This window comes from Vulcanococcus sp. DEBay_Sum22DG08_74 (assembly GCF_017852955.1).
Classification (GTDB): Bacteria; Cyanobacteriota; Cyanobacteriia; order PCC-6307; family Cyanobiaceae; genus Vulcanococcus.
Genome location: NZ_JAFMKL010000026.1, coordinates 1 through 19171, shown reverse-complemented (window position 1 = coordinate 19171; position 19171 = coordinate 1). Strand labels below are relative to the sequence as shown.

Here is a 19171-nt window from a genome sequence, read left to right as displayed (position 1 = left end):
CTGTAATCCGGCTGCAGTGCCTCGAGCGCTTCGCACAGGCTGCAGATTGGGCGCACTTCCAGGCCGCTGACCAAGCGAGCCTCAGGGCCATTGGCCTGGGGGACCAGCAGGACCCGGGCCCCCGCCCGCTGGGCGGCCAGGGCGATGGAGAGGGCGCCGCGGATCGGTCGTAACTGGCCATCGAGACCCAGCTCCCCGCAACACCAGATCCCCTCCAGTCGCGCGGGCTCGAGCTGCCCGCTCGCACAGGCCAGGGCGAGGGCGATGGGGAGATCAAAGCTGGGGCCCTGTTTGCGCCGGTCGGCCGGCGCCAGGCTGACGATCACCCGCGAGAGGGGCAGCCGTAGGCCGCTGTTGCGCAGGGCTGAGCGCACCCGCTCCCTGGATTCCTGAACGGCTGCATCGGCCAGACCGACGATCACCAGGGCCGGGAGTCCCGGGGCGAGATCCACCTCGACCTGGACGGGGTAGGCCTCGATTCCCGCTAACGCGGCGGTGCTTGATCGTGCCAGCATCGGCTCATGGACAGCGCTCTATAGACGTTCCACCGCTGTTTCACCAGCCCATGGCCGACGCCGCTGACCTCGCCAGCAACGACACGATTTTTGGCCGCATCCTGCGGGGGGAGATCCCGTGCGATCAGGTCTATGCCGATGAGCAGTGCCTGGCCTTCCGCGACGTGGCTCCGCAGGCACCGGTGCACGTCCTGGTGATCCCCCGCGAGCACATCGTCAACCTGGCGGAGGCCGAGGCCAGCCAGGAGCAGTTGCTGGGCCATCTGCTGCTGGTGGCCGCCAAGGTGGCGAAGCAGGAGGGACTGAGCGGTTTTCGAACGGTGATCAATAGCGGTGAGGAGGCCGGCCAGACCGTCTTTCACCTGCATGTGCACCTGATTGGTGGCCGTCCCTTGGCTTGGCCTCCAGGCTGAGTTCCCAGCGGCGAGAATGACGGCATCTGAACGCCGTCATGAATCCCCTGCAGGCCTTCCGCCGTCAGCTCATCAAGCTGCAGCGGCTGGCTCAGCCCTATTTCCTTCCCGTCGAGGAGACCAGCGGTTGGCAGTTCCTGCTGCTGATCGTTGCCCTGCTCGCGGTGGTGGCCGGCAGCACCCTGCTGCTGCTCAGCGGGGTGCTGGCCCTCAGCGGTGCGCTGATCCCCGAGTTCCAGGCCCGCTTCCTGCCGGGGGTTCCCCAGCAGATCGCCGCCCTCTGGGCGAGCCCCGCCGGCCCCATCTTGATGGTGCTGTTTGCCGCAGGGATCGGCAGTTTTGTCTCCCTGCGCAGCAAGTTGCGTCAGGGGCGCTGGCTCCCCTGGGTGCTCCTGGGGGTGATCACCCTGCTGATCCTGGTGATCAACGGCATCAACGTCGGCATTAGCTACGTCGCCCGCAACGTTGAAAACGCACTCGTCACCTACAAGGTCGAGGAGTTCTGGCAGATCGTCGCGATCTATGCCTTTTGCCTGGTGCTGGCCCTGCCGATTCGCGCTCTGCAGAGCTATCTGATCCCCCGCTTGGGTTTGCTCTGGCGGGAGTGGCTCAGTGGTCGCCTGTTGCGCCGCTATCTGACCAATCGGGCCTACTACGTCCTCAATCCCAATGATGAGGCGGCTGAAGAGATTGATAACCCGGACCAACGGATTTCCCAGGACACCGCGAGTTTCACCGGCACCAGCCTGAGCGTCAGCGTTGAGGTGGTCTCCGCTGTCTTGACCTTCCTGAGCTTCATTGTGGTGCTCTGGACGATCAGCTCCACCCTGGCCCTGTGGCTGCTGATTTATTCCCTGGGCGGCACCGCCGTGATCGTCTTCGCCAGCCGCAAGCTGGTGGCCCTGAACTATGACCAGTTGAGGCTGGAGGCCGACTTCCGCTACGGCCTGGTCCACATTCGGGACAACGCCGAGTCGATCGCCTTCTACCGCGGTGAACAGCAGGAATCACGGGAGGCAGAGCGCCGCCTGGGTGGCGCGATTCAGAACTACAACAAGCTGATTGTTTGGGAGGCGCTGATCAGCGTGATTCAGCGCTCCTATGACTACTTCTCGCGCTTTTTGCCCTGGCTGGTGATCGCTCCGATTTACTTCGCCAAGGAGGTGGATTTCGGCGTCTTTGCCCAGTCCGGTATTGCTTTCTCCCAGGTGTTGTTCTCGGTGAGTTTCATCGTGAACAACATCGATCGCCTGGCGGCCTTCTCAGCGTCCATCAGCCGACTGGAGGGGTTCCAGGGCAAGGTCGAGGCCATCAGTGAGGTCAACGCTGAGCAGCAGCGCTTGAGCGAGGAGCAATCCAGTACTGGGGCCTCGGGTTCCCTGTTGGTGCGCCACGTGGATCTGGTGCCCCCCAACAGCGATCGGCGTCTGATTGAGGACCTCAGCTTGGAGGTGGGGCCGGGGCAGCGGGTGCTTGTCGTGGGCCCCAGCGGTTGCGGCAAGACCTCGTTCCTGCGCCTGGTCAGTGGCCTTTGGCCCGCTGCCCGCGGTGAGGTCCAGCGCCCGCCCCACCAGGAGTTGCTGTTCATCCCCCAGAAGCCCTACATGATTTTGGGCAGCCTGCGGGAGCAGCTTTGCTATCCCCAGGAGCCCCAGCGCTTCAGCGATGAGCACCTCCGCAGCGTCCTCAATGAGGTGCGGCTGTCGGCCTTGGTGCAGCGCTACCCGGATTTCGACATCAAGCAGGACTGGCCGCGGCTGCTGTCCCTGGGTGAGCAGCAGCGCCTGGCGTTCGCCCGCTTGCTGCTGAATTCCCCGCGCTTTGTCGTGCTGGATGAGGCCACCAGCGCCTTGGACGTGGCCACCGAGAAGCACCTCTATGAGCTGCTCTCCCAACGGGAGATGGCCTTTGTGAGCGTGGGTCACCGCCCTAGCCTCAAGAGCTTCCACGACCTGGTGCTCGAGCTCGATGGCCAGGGGGGATGGAAGCTGATTCCCGCCACCAGCTATGACTTCAGCCAAGGAGCCTGATCCGACGATGTCCGAGACGCCCGAGGTCCCTGCGACCAGCGCCACCACCAACGACGCTCCTGCCTTTGGTTGGAGTGGTTACGCCGAGCGGGTGAACGGTCGCTTCGCGATGGTTGGTTTCGTGGCGATCCTCGTGGTCGAGGCGCTCAGTGGGGAGACCTTCCTGCGCTGGGCTGGTTTTGTGGGCTGAGGTTCCCTTAGGGAATCTCCAGGAGATCGATCTGCCAGAGCCCGCCGCGGCTGACCTCCACCGCCAGCACGCGCCCATCGGCACTGAAGCTGACCTGGCGCGGAACCCCGGCGGGCTCCATCGGCAGCAGCTGCGTGGCCTGGAGGCTGCGCTTGTAGAGCACCAATTCCGTGCGGTCCTCCCGTTGGCGCACGACCGCTAGCCGTTCAGCGTTTTGATCGACCGCAACGCTGATCGGCAGAGCATCGGGGCGATTCAGCCCCGGTAAGGGGACCGGGTTGCGGCGGTTGACGTCGATCAGCTGCACCTGCACGCGCCCATTGCCGCGGGCGGCGATCAGGGCCAGCCAGCCCCCCGCCAGCGAGGGGCTCCTGCCCTGCCCCAGTTGGTTGAGCTGCTGGTTCAGTCCCGGCAGGGGGCGCAAGCGTCCGCCAGCACAGCCGCTGAGCAGCAGCAGCGTCGCGCCAGCACTGAGCAGAAGACGGATCAAGGCTCGACTCCTGGCCCGCCGCCGCTCTCGCGCTGCCCTGGGGCGAGGTCCGGCTCCAGCAGTCCGCTGAGGTCGTAGATCTGCAGTCGGGTGCTGCCCTGGGAGGTGAGCTCCACCGCCAGTTGACGGGCATCGGGGGCCAGGCTGAGCCGCCTGGGTTCGGCGTTGCCCGGCAGGAAGAGGGGCTGCAGTGCTCCGCTGGCCCGATCTTCAATCACCGCCTCCCGGCGCGCCCCCCGCTGGATCAGCAGGGCGAGGTAACGGCCGTTCCAACTCAGGGAGGGGGAGCTGTGGGGTTGATGCCGCTTCAGGTGGCGCAGGGGCAGAACTTTGCCGCTCCGCCGTTCCTGCAGCAGGACGGTGGTGCGCCCGCCGCGCTCCACCAGGGAGGCCAGAAGGCGACCATCGCCGCTCAGCGCTGGTTGTTCGCGGTTCTCAGCGCCGTTGAGCCCCAGGGGGCTGGCGCTCTGGCGGCGCAGGCCGCAGCCGCCGATGGCCAGCAGCAAGCCAGCCAGCACCAACGCTTTGGCGGGCAAGGGCCTCAGTCGTCGAAACGGGAGCTGTTGTCGCGAGGGGCACCGCCAGCGGCGGGGCGAACGGGACGGAACTCAGCGTCACTCACGCCGGCGTCCGCGTCAGGTTTTGCTGCGGTGGCCTGATAGGGCGCGCCCTGGGGAACGCCGGGATTGCTGGGGCTGCGGCTGCCTTCAGGAGCGGGGGAGCCCATGGGGCTGCCGCGGCGGCTGGAGCGGGGCATCTCCTCGGGCCGGCTGTTGGGGCGGCTGCCGCGGCGCATCTCCTCGCGGCCTTGGCGGCGGCTGCCGAATTCCGCTGAGCCGGCTTGGGCTCCACCGGCGCGGAAGCGGCCGGACTGTTCGGGTTCGCGCGCTGGGCGTGCCGATCGGTCCTGACCCTGCCAGTCATCGCGGGAGGCGGCCCGCTCGGGGATAGCTGCTCGGGCTGGACGACGGGGGCGGTAGAAGTCGTCTTCTTCACGCTCGCCGTAGCTGTCGTCGCGGGAGCGAATCCGACGCCGAAGCGGCTGGGGATCGTCGAAACGATCGGCGTCATCACGGAAATCGCGACCACCACCCATGCGGGGCCGGGGCGCGGGTTCCTCGTCGTCGTCGAAGTAGGACGAGCGGCGGGCCTGCTCCGTCGTCACGCCACGCAGCCGAACGCTCTCGTAGCCGAAGAAGACGGTGGTAGCGGCCAGCAGGAACTGACCGAACTGGAGGATCGGATCAAGGCGCCAGCCTTGAAAAAAGAGAATGCCGCCGCAGAGAAGCCCAACGGCGGCAAAAAACACGTCGTAGTCGCGCGCCAGAGCCGGCTTGAAGCTCCTCATGAAGTAGAGGAGAGCCCCGCCGACGGCCAGCACGATCCCGACAATGCTGGCCCAATTCAGGCTGGCGTTAACCACAGATCGATTTGCCCTTTCAGGTCACTGTAGGCCCGGCGTCGAGGCCAGCAGCTGCCGCAGCAGTCCCGCAGAGGGATCAGAGCTTGCGATCAACGCGGTCGTTCTGGCTGATCAGGATCACGGCGGCTGCCACAGGGATGACCACGATCACGGCGCCCCAGACAAGGCTGCTCAGAAAATTGGCGAGGGAAGGGGTCATGACAGTGCCGAATCCGCGGGCAATCCTAGGCAGTGATGGCAACTTCCTACGATTGCGGAGCAGCTGCTTAGAGCTTTGTGACGGGACCCGATGGCTCCAGCCTGGAACTGCTCCGTCTGGTGCTGCCCCCCTTCACCATGGGCCTGGGCCTGTTGCTGTCGGCTTGGACCCTGCTGTTCCTGTTCCGGATCGTCCTGACCTGGTATCCCCAGGTCGATCTCAGCAAGGGTGTCTTGCGGATCGTGGCCGTCCCGACTGAGCCGGTTCTGGCGCTGAGCCGCAAGCTGATTGCGCCGATTGGCGGCGTCGATGTCACCCCGGTGATCTGGGTCGGACTGGTCAGCCTGATCCGCGAGCTGCTGGTGGGTCAGCAGGGCCTCTTGACCCAGATGGTGATGCGCCTGAGCGTGCTGCCGGCCTAGCCGTTCGGCAGCATCTCCTGCTCCACGAACTTGGTGTGGACGTCGCCGGAGATGAATTCCGGGCGCTCCAGCAATTGCAGGTGGAATTCGATCGTGGTGGGAATGCCGGTGACGGCGCATTCCGCCAGGGCGCGCTTGAGCCGCTTGAGGGCGTGGTCGCGATCCTTACCCCAGACGATCAGCTTGCCGATCAGGGAGTCATAGAAGGGTGGGATCTCATAGCCCGTGTAGACGTGGCTATCGAAACGGACGCCTGGGCCGCCGGGGGGAAGCCAGCCGGTGATCTTGCCGGGGGCGGGCCGGAAGTTCTGGCGCGGGTCCTCGGCGTTGATGCGGACCTCGATCGCATGGCCCGTGAGTTTGATCTCCTCTTGGCTAAAGGAGATGGGCTCGCCGCCGGCGATCCGCAGCTGCTCGGCAATCAGGTCGACCCCGCTCACCATCTCGGTGACGGGATGCTCCACCTGGATCCGGGTGTTCATCTCCATGAAATAGAAGTTGCCGGTGCGATCCACCAGGAACTCCACGGTGCCGGCGCCCTCGTAGCCGATGGTGCGGGCTGCCGCGACCGCTGCGTCTCCCATGCGGCGACGCAGCTCAGCATTGATGGCGACGCTGGGGGCCTCTTCCAGCAGTTTTTGGTGGCGCCGCTGAATCGAGCAGTCCCGCTCCCCGACGTGGACGACGTTGCCGTGGCGGTCGGCCAGCACCTGCACTTCGACGTGCCGGGGCCGGTCGATGAATTTCTCCATGTAGAGGCCGGGGTTGCCAAAGGCGGCTTCCGCTTCGCCCTGGGCGGCCTTGAAGAGGTTGTCGAGTTGGTCCGCTGAGGGGACCAGGCGCATCCCGCGGCCACCGCCACCGGCGGTGGCTTTGATCATCACGGGATAGCCCATGGATTCCGCCAGGGTCCTGGCTTCATCCACGTTCTCCAGCAGCCCTTCACTGCCGGGGATGGTGGGAACGCCCACCTTCTGCATGGTGGCCTTGGCCGTGGACTTGTCGCCCATCGAGCGGATGGAGTCCGGCGAGGGTCCGACAAAGGTCAGGCCGTGGTCAGCGCAGATCTCGGCGAACTTGTCGTTTTCCGCCAGGAAGCCGTATCCGGGGTGGATCGCATCGGCACCCCGGGAGGTGGCGGCCGCCAGGATGTTGGGGATATTGAGATAGCTCTTGCTGCTGGGTGCATCGCCGATGCAGACCGCTTCATCAGCGAGCTGGACGTGCAGGGCGTTGCGGTCGACCGTGCTGTAGACGGCGACGGTGGGGATTCCTAATTCCCGGCAGCTGCGCAGGATCCGAAGAGCAATTTCGCCGCGGTTGGCGATCAGCAGTTTGCCGATGGGCATCCAGTGGCAGTCCGGCGAATCCGGCAGGGCGGGCCGGGTGGACTGTATCAGTGATGACTGGGCCCATCCCCTTGCTGGGCGGGGTCAGGCGATGGGTATATTGCCTGGGCAGTGCATCAGTGCTGCACCCCTCACGCCACCGTTTTTCGGTGGTGGACTCCCCCCGAGATTCCAGACCAGGACTTCGTTTTGGCTTGGACGCTCACTACCACGCGGATGTGGTGGAATTGGTAGACACGCACGTTTGAGGGGCGTGTGACTTCGGTCTTGCGAGTTCAAGTCTCGCCATCCGCATCGTTCAGAGCTCCGCAGCGTGAAGCCTGCCGCCGCTGAGCCCAATCCACACGGCGATGCCTGCATCGTCCTGGTCTGCAATGGACCTGGTGAGCTGGCCACCTGGGTGCGGCCCCTGGCCCAGCGGTTGCACCGTGAGTTGCCCCTGCGGCCCCTGACGCCTGGGGCGCCGATGGCCCTGCAGTTGGTCTTGGTGCCCTGCCCCAATGCCACGGGCATTGAGCACCAGGTGGCGGATCGGATGGGCTTGTTTGAGCGGATCAGTCCGGCCAAGCGCTTCTGGAGTCTGTTGCTCAGGCCCCAGCGCTTGGGCCGTTGGCCCCGTCGTGGCGTTGTGGTGTTCCTCGGGGGCGATCAGTTCTGGACCGTGCTGCTCTCAGCGCGCCTGGGCTATCGCCACATCACTTATGCCGAATGGGTGGCGCGCTGGCCCCGCTGGAACGACCGGATTGCGGCCATGGGGCCGGCGGCGGCGGATCGCCTGGCGCGGCGTTGGCAACCGCGCTGCCAGGTGGTCGGTGACCTGATGGCGGATCTCTCGGAGGCCGCGCGCTCGGAGCGCCCCTTGCCCCAGGGGGAATGGGTGGCGTTGATGCCCGGTTCCAAACGCGCCAAGTTGCAGGTGGGCGTGCCGTTTTTGCTGGAGGCCGCTGATCGTCTGGCGGCCCAGCGGCCGGGTATCCGCTTTCTGCTGCCGGTGGCTCCGACCACCAGTGTTCAGGAGTTGCTGGCCTACGGCAGTGCGGCGAATCCGATCGCCCAGCACTACGGCTCGGGTGAGCCGGTGCTGGAGGGCTCTGACTTGGTGACCCCCGCTGGCTCGCGGATTCGCTTGGTGGAGGAGCAGCCAGCCCACGGGGTGCTGAGTCAATGCCAACTGGCCTTGACCACCGTCGGGGCCAACACCGCGGAGTTGGGTGCCCTGGGGGTGCCGATGATCGTGCTGGTGCCGACCCAGCACTTGCATGTGATGCAGGCCTGGGATGGGGGCATTGGAATCCTGGCCCGCCTGCCCTTCTTGCGTTGGCTGCTGGGGGCGGCCTTGACGGCCTGGCGGATGCGCAACCACGGCTTCTTGGCCTGGCCCAATATCTCCGCAGGCCGCCAGGTGGTGCCCGAGCGGGTCGGGGCGATCACACCCCAGGAGATCGCCGCTGAGGCCGCCGATTGGCTGGCCCATCCGCAGCGCCTGGAGGGGATGCGGGAGGACCTGCGCAGCCTGCGGGGGCAGCCCGGGGCCGTGGCGGCTCTGGCTGGGATGGTGCGGGAATTGCTGCCGCCGCCTTCTGCTGGCGCTGCCTAGTTTGAGCGGGTTTCCCAGGCTTCCAAGCGATGGCTGACGCCGCCCAGCACGACAACGAGCAATGGCGCGAGAAGCTCACCCCTGAGCAGTTCCAGGTGGCCCGCATGGGCGGGACCGAGCGGGCCTTCACCGGGATCTACTGGGACAACAAGGCCAAGGGGATGTACCGCTGCGTCTGCTGCGGCAGTGAGCTGTTCAGCTCTGAGACCAAGTTCAACTCCGGCACCGGCTGGCCGAGCTTCTGGGATGGGGCCAAGGAGGGCGCCATCAGCACCCACTCGGACACCAGCCACGGCATGGTCCGCACCGAGATCAAGTGCGCGAACTGCGATGCCCACCTGGGTCACGTCTTCAATGACGGCCCCACCCCCACTGGGCTGCGCTACTGCGTCAATTCCGCGTCCCTGAATTTTGAGGAGGAGAAGGGCTAGGCCCTTCCCTCACCAGGGATCGCCGCCGCCGGAGGGCTCCCGCCGCCGCGGCAGGGGTGCCCGCTCGTCGAAGGGCTCATAGGGCTCGACGTCGAGGGGGGACTCATCGCGCACATAGCGGCGCGGTGCGGGCTCCTCATCGAGATAGCGGCGCTGGCGCAGGGGCTCGCGTTCGCGGCGCTGCTCCACCTCGACGTAGTCGTAGTCCTCTTCCGGTTCGAAGCGGCGGTTGGTGGCCGGCTCGATGCGGCGCTGCTCCTCCTGGGCGGTGGGTTGCCCCGCGGCCAGTTGGTTCTCGACGGGAACCATATTCAGGCGATAGCGCTCGCGTTCCTCCTGCTCCCAGCTGGGGCCACCGACGCCGAGCTTCTCGAGCAGGCCGGTGCCGAGCTGCTTGAGCTTCTCCTCGGCGCCCTCATAAACAATGATCCGATCGGGACCGCTGCTGACGATCTCTTCAACGGTCAGCTCCCAGGTGCTGAGCACCCCCTCGCCGAGCAGCGGGACACCAACGGCTCCGAGCACCAGGGTGGTGAGTTCGCCGGTCTCGATGTCAAAGCTGAAGCCCAGCACGCGGCCCAGCTGCTCCCCGGATTCGGTGATCACCTGGCAGTTGATCACCCGGGAATAACGGTCCGGATCGAAGTTCTCCGAGAGGGAGTCAGCCGAATCCACCAGGATCACATCGCCCACTTGGCGGATGCTCTCCAGGGGCATCCAACGGGGCAGGCCCGGCAGAAAACGCGTGAGCGGGTTGTCCCGCAGGCCCAGGGAGACCACCTCGCGGCGGTCGATATCCACCACAACTTCGCCCACCACACCCAGACGCCGGCCGGTGTCCCGGGTGATCACCTGGGTGCCCATGAGCTCCGAGCGCAGCCAGAGGCGGTCGCTGGGGGTGGCCGCTGGGTCGCTTCCGGGTGGAGTGCTTGTCATGGGCGCATTGTGACCGAAAACCTGTCGGAGCTTGGTTAGGCCGCCGGGGGTAATCCCACCACCTGGGTGTGGGCCCCGCGGGCTTGGGTCACACCGATGGTGCGGGTGGCGGCCCCAATCATCGGACGGCGGTGGCTGACCACCAGGAACTGGGCGGCATCGGCCTGCTGGGCGATCAGGGCGGCGAGCCGCTCGACGTTCACGCCATCGAGGAAGCTGTCGACCTCATCAAGGGCGTAGAAGGGCGACGGGCGGAAGCGCTGCAGGGCAAAGAGGAAGCTCAGGGCCGTCAGGGACTTCTCGCCGCCGCTCATGGAGGCCAGGCGGCGCACGGCCTTGCCCTTGGGGTGGGCCACCAGGTTGAGGCCGCCCTCGAGGGGAGCCTCCTGGTTTTCCAGCTGCAGGAAGCCCTCGCCGTCGGAGAGGCCGGCAAAGATGTCGCGGAAGTGCTCATCAACGGCGTTGAAGGCCTCCATGAAGGCCTCCTGGCGCAGGGTGGCCACGGTTTCGATGCGCAGCAGCAGCTCCTCGCGTTCTTTGCAGAGGACGTCGAGGCGCTCCTGCAGGTCCGCCAGCCGCGTCTCGAGTTCTTCGAGCTCCTGCAGGGCAAGCATGTTGACCGGCTCGAGGGCCTCCATGCGCTGCTGCAGGCTCTTGAGCTCGGCCTGTAGGGCCTCGAGGCCGTTCTCGCGCACCTCCTCGGGGATCTCAGGCAGGGGATCGGGGAGCTCCCGTTGCAGCTGCTCCAGCCGGCCGCCGCTGCTGCGCTCCTCCTCGGCCAGGGCCAGGAGTTCCTCGCCCAGGCGCTGCAGTTCCCATTCCTGTTGTTGCAGGGCCTGGCGCTGCTTGGCGAGTTGGGCCTCGGCTTCATCGCGGGCGCGGCGCCGCTCACCAAAGCGGGTTTGCAGCTCCTGCTGCTTGGCCTCGAGGGCGCTGCGCTTCTGTTGATCGGCCTGCTGCTGCTCCTTCCACTGGGTGCGCTCAGCGATCAGGGCATTGACGGCCTGGGCGAGCCGCTGCTCTTCCCCGCCCAGGGCTTGGAGTTGGCTGCTGACCCGCTCGGCGGCCAGTCCCCTCTCCCGGCGGGCGGCCAGCAGGTTGTCGCGTTCCTGTCTGGCTTGGGTCAGGGCGGCATCGGCGGCCTCGAGTTCCTGCTGCAGGCCCTGCCAGCGCTCGCTGTCGCCGCTGGCTTGGGCACTGGCTTCACTGGCCTCCAGCTGCTGCAGGGCTTGCTGCAGCGGGGTGAGTTCCGTGGCGATGGCCTGCAGGCGCTGCTGCCCGCCGCCCAGGTCGGTCTCGATCTGCTTGATCCGCGCGCTGAGCTGATTGCGGCGTTCCTGCAGCGGGCCGCTGGCCCGTTGGGCGGCCGTGCGCTCGGCGTCCAGGGCGGCCTTGCGTTGCTCCAGCCGGCTGAGCTGCGGCCGCAGTTCTTCGAGGGACCGTCCGAGCTCGGATTCCTTGCGCTTGCTGGCCAGCAGGGTTTCCCCGAGCTCCAGCAGACGCCGGCGCAGGGGTTCGGCTTCGTCGGCGTCGCTGGCGGCGCCGAAGCTGAGTTGATTGCCCCGCTGTTGCAGGCTCCCTCCGGTCATGGCCCCGCTCTTCTCGAGCAGTTCGCCATCGAGGGTGACGGCGCGGCAGCGGCCCAGTTCGCGGCGGGCGCTGGCGAGATCCCGGAAGACCAGGGTGTCGCCGAAGACGTAGCGGAAGACCTCGCCATAGACGGGCTCAAAGCGCACGAGCTCCACGGCCCGCCCCACCAGACCGTCGCCGCCCACGGCTGCGCCACCGCGCTCAAAGGCGGCGCCGTTGCGCATGGCCCCGCCCCCGCCACGGATCTTGTTGAGGGGCAGGAAGGTCAGCCGACCCGCCCGGCGGGTCTTGAGTAGATCGATCGCCCGGGCGGCAATGCGGTCGTCATCGACCACCACCTGGCCAAGGCGGGCGCCGGCGGCCACCTCCAGGGCGAGGCGATGGGCTTCCTCCACCTCGGCGAGTTGGGCGACGGGGCCGTGGATGCCCTCGAGTCCAGCCTCGAGCAGCAGGCGCAGGGCTCCGGTGCCGCGGCTTTCCTGGATGGTTTCCCGCCGGGACTCCATCCGGGCGATGTCTCGCTCCAGGCTGACCTGCTCCTGCTCGAGCCGTTGGCGGGTGCGCTGCTGCAGCGCGAGGGCTTCGGCGAGCTCCTGGGCGCGGGTCTGCTGGGCCTTGAGCTCATCGAGCAGTTGATGCCACTCGTCCTCCAGGGCGGTGAGGGAGCTGGAGACCCCATCGCTGCTGGCGGCGTCCTGTTGCAGTTGCTCCTGCAGTTCTCCCAGGCGTTCCTGCTCTTGGCGCAGGCGCTCGACGAGCTGCTGCTGTTCGGCCTGCAGCGGGGAGAGCTTGGCCTGGAGCTCCTGGCGTTGGCGGCTGCGCTGCTTTTGCTCTTCCAGCCAGCTGCCGCTGCGGCCGGCCACTTCCCCCAGGCGACGGCGGGAGAGTTCGACGGCGGCTTCGGCAGTGCGGCAACCCGCTTCGGCCTCCTCCAGGCTGGCCTGATCGTCAGCGCTGTTGAGCTGGCTTTGCTGCTGCTTGAGGTCGGCTTGCTGGCGGCCCAGCTCCATCCGCTGACGCTGGAGTTCCTCGGCGCCCTGTTGGTGTTTCTCCGCTTGGCGGCTGAGTTCCCTGGCGCTGGCCTCCAGGCCGGCGAGCTCGGACTGCACCGCCAGGAGCTGATCTTCCCCAAGGGCTTTGACCTCGGCCTGCAGGGCATCGAGGGCTTTGGAGGCGGTCTCGAGGGTGCTTCGACCTTCGCTGACGCTCTGGCGCTCGTTCTCTTGCTGGCGCTTGAGCGCCTCCTGGCGGCTCTGCAGTTGTTTGAACTGGGCCTCGGCCTGCTCGAACCCGAGCACCTGCTCCTGCAGCCGGCCCCGCTGGAAGCGCTCCCGCAGCTCCTGGTAGGTGCGGGCTTTGGCGCAGTCCCGCTCCAGCTTTTGCCGGGAGACCAGCAGTTCCTGCTGGACGATGGCGCAGCGCTCTTCCCGGTCCTGCACGTCCGAGAGCTTGGAGCGGGTCTGCTCGATGCGGGAGTCGAAGAGGGCCACCCCGGCGAGCTCATCGATGATTCCGCGGCGGTCGCGGGAACTCATCGAGACGATGCGGGTGACGTCGCCCTGCATGACGACGTTGCTGCCTTCCGGGTCCACCCGCAGCCGCCGCAGCTGGGTTTGCAGCTGCTGGAGATTGCAGGGGATGCCGTCGGCGCTGTAGGTGCTGGCGTAGGTGCCGCCGGGGGCAATGCGCAGCCGGCGGGTGACGGTCCACTCGGTTTGCCCGGGTTTGATCCAGGGGCCCTCTTCGGGTGCCTCGAGACCCTGTTCGGCCTCATCGGGCTGCCAGTCGCTCAGGTCGAAGCGAACGGAGACGACCGTTTCGGCCGCTTTGCCTTGCTTGAGCTTGGAGCTGTTGACCAGGTCGGGCAGTCGCTCCGCCCGCATGCCGCGGCTGCTGGCGAGGCCCAGGCAGAAGAGGACCCCATCGAGGATGTTGCTTTTGCCCGAGCCGTTCGGGCCGGTGACCACCGTGAACCCCTCGTCCAGTGGGATCGACATCGATCCGCCAAAGGACTTGAAGTGGGTCAGCTCTACCTGATTGATGTGAACCAACAGGCCCGAGCGTCGAGCACCAGAAAGGTAGCCGACCCTCTGTCGATTTCAAGGCATGGTCACTACGGTGTGGTGGCTGTCCCACGGCTCCATGGACTCAGGCACGACCAGCAACGGTGTCCCCCAGGAGCCCGTGCAGGAGCAGCCCTGGCGGGCCAAGATCGAGCCAGAGGCGGCGCCTGAAACCGAGCCCCTCTCGCCGGTGGCGAGCTTGTTTCGGGAGCGCTTCGAGCAGTTTCTGCCGACGATCCAGCGGGAGTGGCCAGATGTCGCCCGTCACACCCTGGAGGCCACGCGGGGCAGCCTGGACACGGTGGTGGAGGTGATTGCCCGGCAGACCGGCCGTACGAGTGACGGTGTGAAGGAGCAGTTGCTGGATCTGCTGACGGTGGGCGAGGACCAGGCCCAGCAGTGGGCGGATTCCCTGCGGCCGCTGGAGGAGCAGCTGGAGCATCTGCTGGATGACCTCAATGCCAACTTGCGGCCGCGCATCGAAAAACCGGTGCGGGAGCGCCCCTTGATGGCTTTGGGATTGGCTGCTGGAGTGGGGCTACTGCTCGGTCTGTTGCTCTCCGGCCGCCGTTCGTCATGACCAGCTCCGACTCCTCTTCTTCGCAGGACGCGCCGCGGCGTGGCGTCCCCTTGAAGGCGGCCTCCCGGATCACGGGGTTGGTGGCCTCGGTGATGGACCTGCATGTCCGGATTGCCCTGAAGGAGGCCGACCGCGAGAAGCGCCGTTTGATTGGCGGGGTCGTGCTGCTGATGGCGGGCCTCTCGGCGCTGTTGATGGCCTGGTTGGCGGCCGATGTGGCGCTGTTGTTCTGGCTGCATCAGAACTGGGGCTGGAGCTGGATCCACTCCGCCCTGGGCTTGATGGCGGTGAACCTGCTGCTGAGTGCTGTGTTCCTGCGGATCGGTGGCCTGATGACCAAGGGCCCCTACCTGCCCGAAACCTTGGCGGGTCTTACGAAGACGACTCGGGCGTTGGTTGGTCGCTGAGCCAGCGGCAGAGGCCCGGCAGGGAGAGTCCCTGCAGGCTGAGGTTGAGGATCACCGTGATGAAAACGATCCCCTGGCAGTTCTGGGCCAGGACGCTGGCGGCTGCATCGCTGGGCACTCCCCGCAACAGCGGGATGGCGCCCATGACGTTGAAGGAGAGAGCCAGGGGGACCGCTCCGCGTAGGCCGCACCAGGCGATCAATAAGGACTCCTTCAGGCTGAAGGGCGAGAGCCGCTGAAAGATCAGGACGCTCAGGGGCCGGGCGACGAGCATCAGGACCGCGGCGGTGGCCACACCGGCCGGTAGGGCGGGCAGCAGGTGGGTTGGATTCACCAGTAGACCAAAGATGAAAAAGATGCTGATCTCCGTCATGGTGTTGAACGGCAGCAGCACTTCTTGAATCGTTTGGTGGTTGATCTCGGGGCGTTGGTAGTGCTCATTGGTCATCAATAGACCGGTTATGTAGACCGCGACAAAGCCCGATCCGCCCAGGATTTGTGTGCAGCCGTAATCCATAAAGGCGATGGAGATCGCCACGATGAGCAGTTGCTCCCGGTCGACCACCAGGCGGTTGATCATCACGCGGGCGACATAACCAAATCCCAGGCCCACCAGGACTCCGGAACCGATTTTTTGCAACAGGCTTGAGAAGCCGCTAATGACAACATCCGGGAGTGCTTGTCCTTGCGCTCCAACGCTGAAGAGACTGGCGGCGATGCTGAACAAAATCAGCGCCGATGGGTCATTGACGGAAGACTCAAATTCGAGCAGATCTTGAACATTCTTTGGCACATGCCGTTTGACCTGACGCAGGACCCCGAGGGTGGCTCCGGCGTCGGTGGAACCCAGGCAGGCGGCCACGAGAAGAGCTGCTCCCAGGGGGATGGCATTGCTGAGCCCCGGGGTGATGGCCGCCCCGCTTTGGGAGGTCAGCCAGACGATCGCAGCACCCAGGACCAGGGTGGAGACGGCGACCCCGGCAATGGCCAGGACGAGGCCGTATTTGAGGAAGCCACGAATCGCCTGGGTGTCGGTTTTCAGCCCGGCATAAAACAGCAGTAGGGCCAACGAGAAGGTCTGAAGCCGTTCGACCTCGGATGGATGGATATCGAGAACCTGAAGATTGATCAGCAGGCCTAAGAAGAGAACCCCAAGAACAGCGGGAATCCCAATTCGAATCGAGAAGCGGCTGATGATCAGCGTGCCCAGATAGACCGCTCCGATGAAGAGCAGTTGAATCTCGAGGGGGATCGTCATTAACCCCTGGCTGCTGGCCAGTAGGGGGGTGATCCAGTGACTCATGGCAGAAGCCTAGGGCTGGCTTTAGCGGATTTCGTAGTGGAGCCAGCGGCAATCAATGCCTCCGTTGCTGATCGGAATGCGCCGGCTGGCTTTCATGCGTAGGGCGCCGGTCAGCTCCGGGTTGCCGCTGAGGAGCCAGAGGCTCCAGCCACTGCAGCGCTCTTTCACCATGGCCCCGAGATCGGCATAGAGCTGCTCGAGTTCATCGCGTTCACCAATCCGCTCGCCATAGGGCGGATTACAGACCAGGACCCCTGGGCCGCTGGGCAGGGCGAGCGTGCGGAAATCGCCGGTTTGGAGGGTGATGGCTTCAGCGAGTCCTGCGGCCTGGGCGTTGTGTCTGGCTTGCTCCGCCACGCTGGCGTTCTGTTCGCAGCCCAGCAGCAGCGGCAGCGTGCTCAGCGGTTGCTCGCGCGATTGGGCCCGGCGCTGCTCCTCGTCCCAGAGCTCGGCGTCAAAGTCCGCCCAGCCCTCGAGGGCAAAGGGGCGATGCAGGCCTGGGGCCTGGGAGAGGGCCCAGCTGGCGGCTTCGATCAGGAGTGTCCCCGATCCACAGAGGGGATCGACCAAGGGGATGGATCCATCCCAGCCCGTCAGCCGGATCAGGCCGGCGGCCAGGTTTTCCTTGAGGGGGGCGAGGCCCATGGCGCTGCGGTAGCCGCGGCGATGGAGGCTGCCGCCAGAGCCATCGAGGCTGAGCCGTGCCTCGTGGCGGTTGAGGTGGACGTGGAGGGAGAGGTCGGGCTCTTCGAGGTCCACGGAGGAGCGTTCGCCCCAGATGTCACGCTGCAGGTCGACGACGGCGTTCTTGACCTGCAGCGCCGTGTAGTGGCTGTGGCTCAGGCCGGGATTGCTGCCGCTGACATCCACGCGGAAGCTCATCGAAGGGTGTAGCCAGCGCTCCCAGTCCAGGGCGTTCTGAATTCCGTCGTAGAGCGACTCGCGGTCATGGCAGGGGAACCGCGCGATCTCCCGGAGGAAGCGGAAGGGATAGCGGCATTGCAGATGGAGCCGATAGAGGCAGGCCATGTCCGCCTCAAAGGCCGCGGCGCGCCGCAGGGGTTGCACCTGCTTGGCGCCGAGCTTGATCAGCTCTTCGGCGCCAATCTCCTCAAGGCCCTGGGGGAGCACCGCGATCCCTTGGATCAGGCCGCTCTTGGCGAGGCGTTTGACCGGTTGCCGCTGCCAGGCCTCTGTCATGACCTCAATCGACTGGGGCGGTTGTCCTCCTCGATGGAGGTCTCTCCCATTGTGCGTTGACCCTGCAGAATGAGGGGGTCCGGTCTCGACCGGACTAGGTGGCTCACACCAGTGTTTCGGACAGCGGTTCGATTCCGCTCAGCTCCACTTCATGGGGCTGCAATGGTTTCGACGGGGCATGAGGAGGGTGACTGAAGCCTGCTCGGTAAGAGCAAACACGTAACAGCGAACAACATCGTTCGTTTCTCCCGTCAGACCGCCCCTGTGGCTGCCTGACCCTAATTAAGGGAGATGGGGTTAGATCAGCCTTATCAACCAAATGATCCATGGGGGCTGGGAGGCCCCTTCTTCATGCGGTGCTTCAGCTCGCTGGCCACAAAAAAACCGCGGATTCCCAGCCGCGGTTGAGGTTCCCATTTGCCGATCCCATCGAAGCGGAACCGGTAGGGGTTGCCATGGGTATGTCTACTCAGGACTTGGACACGTCTCTTTTTTTGAGAACGCAGCCAGCCACCCCACAGACGACTTCGTAGGCCTCATGACTTTTCTGGCTGAGGACTTTTTTGGTGTAGGCCCGTTTGGATCCCCCTTGGGTGAGGCGGTCCATTGATTGCATCAGGCGCTTTTTGATCGAGCGCAGGCGTTGAAGGGCCATGGATTGGGCGGCATCCATCCCACCTCTAGCGCCTGATCGCCCCAGGTGGCTGCGGCTTCACTCTGTGGTGGGGTGATCCTGGGCATTTCGCAACTCAACGGCCAGTTCCTGCAGGCCGAAACCGGCGAGGGCCAGGAGAATCACCAGCCCGGCCAGCCCCAAGAGTCCGTCTTCCACCGCTTCTCTTCGACTGGTCCTGTCGTAGCCATCGCCGCTGGCTGCTGCCACCGGCTTCAGAGTCCCGCTGTTTGCGTTCGCTCCTTTGGGTTGGCCGAATTGGAGCAGCGTTCCTAGACCGGGGGCACGCGCTTCAAGGGATCCAGTCCGTGTTTCATTCCCCCCACGCTGTGCCAGCCCATGGCTCCAGGGGAGAGTTGCAGTTGGCGTCTCTGCGTTGCCAATTGCAGCTGCACTGTTCTGGTTGCCCCTTCGTCAAGGGTGATCCGAGCTGCCATGGGTTCTGCAGCCTGCATGGGGCGGTGCTGAGTCCCCAGTCCCAGTTCTGGAAAGCCTGCAACGGCCGTTTCTCCAGGCCCGTCTTGGCCTAGGGGCACGCCGTGGTTCGGCCTTGCTTTCATCTCTCGATTCCAGCGATTGACCTGCAACGCAGTCATGACTGGTACGTCCAGGCCTTGGACTGCCAGCCCGGGCGCAGGAGTGAGCAGGCCTCGATTCTTGACTTCCAGGGCCACCAGTTGGTCTTGCAACACACGCCCCAGCTTCTGGAGCCGGGGCAGCCTGGGATCTATCCCCGACATTTCGGGCTGGTCTTTGAGACCTTCACCCGTTGGGAGCAGCTCAGGCTGCAGCTGGAGCGCAGGGGCTGCCTCTTCTCTGTGCCCCCCAAGTGCCGCTACTCCGGTGGTCCGCTGGAGCATCACACCCTGTTTGTTCAGGATCCCAGTGCCAACTGGCTGGAGTTCAAGCACTACACCCACAGCGAAGCGGTGTTGGGCTGCAGGGATCAGTCCCAGGTCGGCGACCAGGACCTGCGCTGAGGGGCAATGGGCATTAACTCGGATTGCCCAGAGCCTGGGGCGGTCCGATGCTGGGCCCATCGATCTCGGAGGCGGATGTGACCGACACTCCACCGAACCAGTCCTCAGGAGCGAGCTGACCGAAGGCCCCTGCTCCAACAGTCTTCTACCGCTTGTGAGCGGGCCGTCAGTTTTGACGGCACTCCATCTGCACCGCCTGAGGTGCCCCAGGAGACCCACCGCTCGACACCTGGATCCTTGGCCCCAGGTGTGCCTCCTTCAGAAGCTCCGACCGAATCCATTGCTCGAAGCCGGTGCCCTTGGGTGCCGGCTTTGTTGTTATCAGAACTTCCCCAGCTCCCGCTGAGCGCGGGGTCTCTGGGGGGCTGGGGCGTTGACGG

General features: G+C 65.7%; 21 protein-coding genes and 1 tRNA gene. 10 read left to right on the top strand and 12 right to left on the bottom strand.

Translation table 11 applies throughout. From position 1 onward, the window contains the following. A partial coding sequence (locus tag QZ184_RS04945; RefSeq protein WP_296418424.1) for a magnesium chelatase domain-containing protein occupies positions 1 to 515 on the bottom strand: 515 nt, incomplete at its 3' end. Between the two features lie 50 nt (positions 516 to 565). Between QZ184_RS04945 and QZ184_RS04940 the strand changes: the two genes are divergently transcribed. Genes QZ184_RS04940 through QZ184_RS04930 form a run of 3 tightly spaced genes read left to right on the top strand, consistent with a single transcriptional unit; the run spans position 566 to position 3148 of the window. Then, a complete protein-coding gene (locus QZ184_RS04940; protein ID WP_296416296.1) occupies positions 566 to 928 on the top strand; it encodes a histidine triad nucleotide-binding protein in 363 nt (120 codons plus the stop codon). A 38-nt stretch (positions 929 to 966) separates the two neighbouring features. Further along, complete coding sequence (locus QZ184_RS04935; protein WP_010313017.1) at positions 967 to 2958, top strand: ABC transporter ATP-binding protein/permease; 1992 nt, start codon at positions 967 to 969, stop codon at positions 2956 to 2958. Further along, complete coding sequence (locus QZ184_RS04930; RefSeq protein ID WP_247479494.1) at positions 2936 to 3148, top strand: chlorophyll a/b-binding protein; 213 nt, start codon at positions 2936 to 2938, stop codon at positions 3146 to 3148. Before QZ184_RS04935 ends, QZ184_RS04930 begins: the two co-directional genes overlap by 23 nt. A gap of 7 nt (positions 3149 to 3155) precedes the next feature. Here the strand turns inward: QZ184_RS04930 and QZ184_RS04925 are convergent, their stop codons facing one another. The 4 genes from QZ184_RS04925 to QZ184_RS04910 form a co-directional block, all read right to left on the bottom strand. Continuing rightward, positions 3156 to 3638 carry a hypothetical protein gene (locus QZ184_RS04925; RefSeq protein ID WP_296416295.1) on the bottom strand — a complete coding sequence of 161 codons (483 nt, stop codon included), beginning with the start codon at positions 3636 to 3638 and terminating at the stop codon, positions 3156 to 3158. Then, positions 3635 to 4174 (bottom strand): hypothetical protein, encoded by a 540-nt coding sequence (locus QZ184_RS04920; protein ID WP_010313014.1) that lies wholly within the window; start codon positions 4172 to 4174, stop codon positions 3635 to 3637. The genes QZ184_RS04925 and QZ184_RS04920 overlap by 4 nt, the downstream gene beginning before the upstream one ends. A gap of 5 nt (positions 4175 to 4179) precedes the next feature. Next, a complete protein-coding gene (locus tag QZ184_RS04915; RefSeq protein WP_296418423.1) occupies positions 4180 to 5061 on the bottom strand; it encodes a Ycf66 family protein in 882 nt (293 codons plus the stop codon). Positions 5062 to 5137: 76 nt separating this feature from the next. Further along, the gene (locus QZ184_RS04910) at positions 5138 to 5260 is read right to left on the bottom strand and encodes a photosystem II reaction center X protein (protein WP_010313012.1); all 123 of its coding nucleotides are present in this window, start codon (positions 5258 to 5260) and stop codon (positions 5138 to 5140) included. Positions 5261 to 5397: 137 nt separating this feature from the next. Between QZ184_RS04910 and QZ184_RS04905 the strand changes: the two genes are divergently transcribed. Beyond that, positions 5398 to 5682, top strand: coding sequence for a YggT family protein (locus QZ184_RS04905; protein ID WP_296418426.1), 285 nt, complete (start codon positions 5398 to 5400; stop codon positions 5680 to 5682). Here the strand turns inward: QZ184_RS04905 and accC are convergent. After that, complete coding sequence (gene accC, locus QZ184_RS04900) at positions 5679 to 7031, bottom strand: acetyl-CoA carboxylase biotin carboxylase subunit (RefSeq protein ID WP_010312998.1); 1353 nt, start codon at positions 7029 to 7031, stop codon at positions 5679 to 5681. The two genes, QZ184_RS04905 and accC, sit on opposite strands and share 4 nt — an antisense overlap. Positions 7032 to 7243: 212 nt before the next feature. Here accC and QZ184_RS04895 point away from each other — a divergent pair. From QZ184_RS04895 to msrB, 3 genes are all read left to right on the top strand, one after another. Further along, positions 7244 to 7325 (top strand) — tRNA-Leu (locus QZ184_RS04895). A 19-nt stretch (positions 7326 to 7344) separates the two neighbouring features. Beyond that, positions 7345 to 8628, top strand: coding sequence for a glycosyl transferase (locus tag QZ184_RS04890; protein ID WP_296416292.1), 1284 nt, complete (start codon positions 7345 to 7347; stop codon positions 8626 to 8628). A 29-nt stretch (positions 8629 to 8657) separates the two neighbouring features. Further along, entirely contained in the window at positions 8658 to 9059 is a 402-nt protein-coding gene (gene msrB, locus QZ184_RS04885) for a peptide-methionine (R)-S-oxide reductase MsrB (RefSeq protein ID WP_247479485.1), read from the top strand. A 9-nt stretch (positions 9060 to 9068) separates the two neighbouring features. Here msrB and QZ184_RS04880 read toward each other — a convergent pair whose 3' ends face one another. Continuing rightward, entirely contained in the window at positions 9069 to 9995 is a 927-nt protein-coding gene (locus tag QZ184_RS04880) for a PRC-barrel domain-containing protein (RefSeq protein ID WP_247479483.1), read from the bottom strand. A 35-nt stretch (positions 9996 to 10030) separates the two neighbouring features. After that, entirely contained in the window at positions 10031 to 13636 is a 3606-nt protein-coding gene (gene smc, locus QZ184_RS04875; RefSeq protein ID WP_296418421.1) for a chromosome segregation protein SMC, read from the bottom strand. A 91-nt stretch (positions 13637 to 13727) separates the two neighbouring features. On the opposite strand from smc, the gene QZ184_RS04870 reads away from it, so the two are divergent. Both QZ184_RS04870 and QZ184_RS04865 read left to right on the top strand, forming a co-directional pair. Continuing rightward, complete coding sequence (locus QZ184_RS04870) at positions 13728 to 14228, top strand: hypothetical protein (protein WP_296418419.1); 501 nt, start codon at positions 13728 to 13730, stop codon at positions 14226 to 14228. Then, positions 14225 to 14635, top strand: a complete 411-nt coding sequence (locus tag QZ184_RS04865) for a phage holin family protein (RefSeq protein ID WP_247479477.1) — start codon at positions 14225 to 14227, stop codon at positions 14633 to 14635. Before QZ184_RS04870 ends, QZ184_RS04865 begins: the two co-directional genes overlap by 4 nt. Here the strand turns inward: QZ184_RS04865 and QZ184_RS04860 are convergent. From QZ184_RS04860 to QZ184_RS04845, 4 genes are all read right to left on the bottom strand, one after another. Further along, complete coding sequence (locus QZ184_RS04860) at positions 14601 to 15938, bottom strand: cation:proton antiporter (RefSeq protein WP_296418417.1); 1338 nt, start codon at positions 15936 to 15938, stop codon at positions 14601 to 14603. The two genes, QZ184_RS04865 and QZ184_RS04860, sit on opposite strands and share 35 nt — an antisense overlap. Before the next feature lie 21 nt (positions 15939 to 15959). Continuing rightward, a complete protein-coding gene (locus tag QZ184_RS04855) occupies positions 15960 to 17138 on the bottom strand; it encodes a THUMP domain-containing protein (protein WP_296416289.1) in 1179 nt (392 codons plus the stop codon). 469 nt (positions 17139 to 17607) lie between these two features. Next, a complete protein-coding gene (locus QZ184_RS04850) occupies positions 17608 to 17793 on the bottom strand; it encodes a hypothetical protein (RefSeq protein WP_296418415.1) in 186 nt (61 codons plus the stop codon). 57 nt (positions 17794 to 17850) lie between these two features. Then, entirely contained in the window at positions 17851 to 18021 is a 171-nt protein-coding gene (locus QZ184_RS04845) for a hypothetical protein (RefSeq protein WP_296416287.1), read from the bottom strand. A 329-nt stretch (positions 18022 to 18350) separates the two neighbouring features. Between QZ184_RS04845 and QZ184_RS04840 the strand changes: the two genes are divergently transcribed. After that, positions 18351 to 18791, top strand: a complete 441-nt coding sequence (locus QZ184_RS04840; RefSeq protein ID WP_296416286.1) for a VOC family protein — start codon at positions 18351 to 18353, stop codon at positions 18789 to 18791. The last annotated feature ends 380 nt before the right edge of the window (positions 18792 to 19171 follow it).

What these genes read in the sequence shown, in the direction of transcription:
- QZ184_RS04940 (WP_296416296.1), top strand. Translation starts at nt 566, where the DNA reads ATGGCCGACGCCGCTGACCTCGCCAGCAACGACACGATTTTTGGCCGC.
- accC (WP_010312998.1), bottom strand. Translation starts at nt 7,031, where the DNA reads ATGCCCATCGGCAAACTGCTGATCGCCAACCGCGGCGAAATTGCTCTT.
- QZ184_RS04930 (WP_247479494.1), top strand. Translation starts at nt 2,936, where the DNA reads ATGACTTCAGCCAAGGAGCCTGATCCGACGATGTCCGAGACGCCCGAG.
- QZ184_RS04880 (WP_247479483.1), bottom strand. Translation starts at nt 9,995, where the DNA reads ATGACAAGCACTCCACCCGGAAGCGACCCAGCGGCCACCCCCAGCGAC.
- QZ184_RS04905 (WP_296418426.1), top strand. Translation starts at nt 5,398, where the DNA reads ATGGGCCTGGGCCTGTTGCTGTCGGCTTGGACCCTGCTGTTCCTGTTC.
- QZ184_RS04855 (WP_296416289.1), bottom strand. Translation starts at nt 17,138, where the DNA reads ATGACAGAGGCCTGGCAGCGGCAACCGGTCAAACGCCTCGCCAAGAGC.
- QZ184_RS04860 (WP_296418417.1), bottom strand. Translation starts at nt 15,938, where the DNA reads ATGAGTCACTGGATCACCCCCCTACTGGCCAGCAGCCAGGGGTTAATG.
- QZ184_RS04850 (WP_296418415.1), bottom strand. Translation starts at nt 17,793, where the DNA reads ATGGCCCTTCAACGCCTGCGCTCGATCAAAAAGCGCCTGATGCAATCA.
- QZ184_RS04865 (WP_247479477.1), top strand. Translation starts at nt 14,225, where the DNA reads ATGACCAGCTCCGACTCCTCTTCTTCGCAGGACGCGCCGCGGCGTGGC.
- msrB (WP_247479485.1), top strand. Translation starts at nt 8,658, where the DNA reads ATGGCTGACGCCGCCCAGCACGACAACGAGCAATGGCGCGAGAAGCTC.
- QZ184_RS04910 (WP_010313012.1), bottom strand. Translation starts at nt 5,260, where the DNA reads ATGACCCCTTCCCTCGCCAATTTTCTGAGCAGCCTTGTCTGGGGCGCC.
- QZ184_RS04870 (WP_296418419.1), top strand. Translation starts at nt 13,728, where the DNA reads ATGGACTCAGGCACGACCAGCAACGGTGTCCCCCAGGAGCCCGTGCAG.
- QZ184_RS04935 (WP_010313017.1), top strand. Translation starts at nt 967, where the DNA reads ATGAATCCCCTGCAGGCCTTCCGCCGTCAGCTCATCAAGCTGCAGCGG.